At 40.8% G+C, this 233-nt stretch carries 1 protein-coding gene; it reads left to right on the top strand.

Annotated elements, in window-relative coordinates; all coding sequences use genetic code 11:
- A partial coding sequence (locus tag R0K30_RS23705) for a hypothetical protein (RefSeq protein ID WP_410613503.1) occupies positions 1-233 on the top strand: 233 nt, incomplete at both ends.

The raw sequence follows: 233 nt of genomic DNA on the forward strand, positions 1-233 counted from the left end.
CTAGAGAGCTGGCTTTACAAGATTATGGTTGGGGGCGCTACAACATTGAAATCTCTGTTTTTGGCTCAACAATCAATGACCGAGAGGTTATGGCTACATTGCCAACCTATTTATTTGAAATAGAAAGGCCGATTGAAGTGATTCCAGAAATTCCAGTTGCCAGTGTTAGCGAACCAGAAATTATTCCTGTGCCAGTTGTAAAACCAAAAGTAATGTCCACGGGATTAATGGTT

The sequence above is a fragment of the Bacillus sp. SIMBA_154 genome (assembly GCF_046536015.1).
In the GTDB taxonomy this organism is placed as follows: domain Bacteria; phylum Bacillota; class Bacilli; order Bacillales; family Bacillaceae; genus Bacillus; species Bacillus pumilus_P.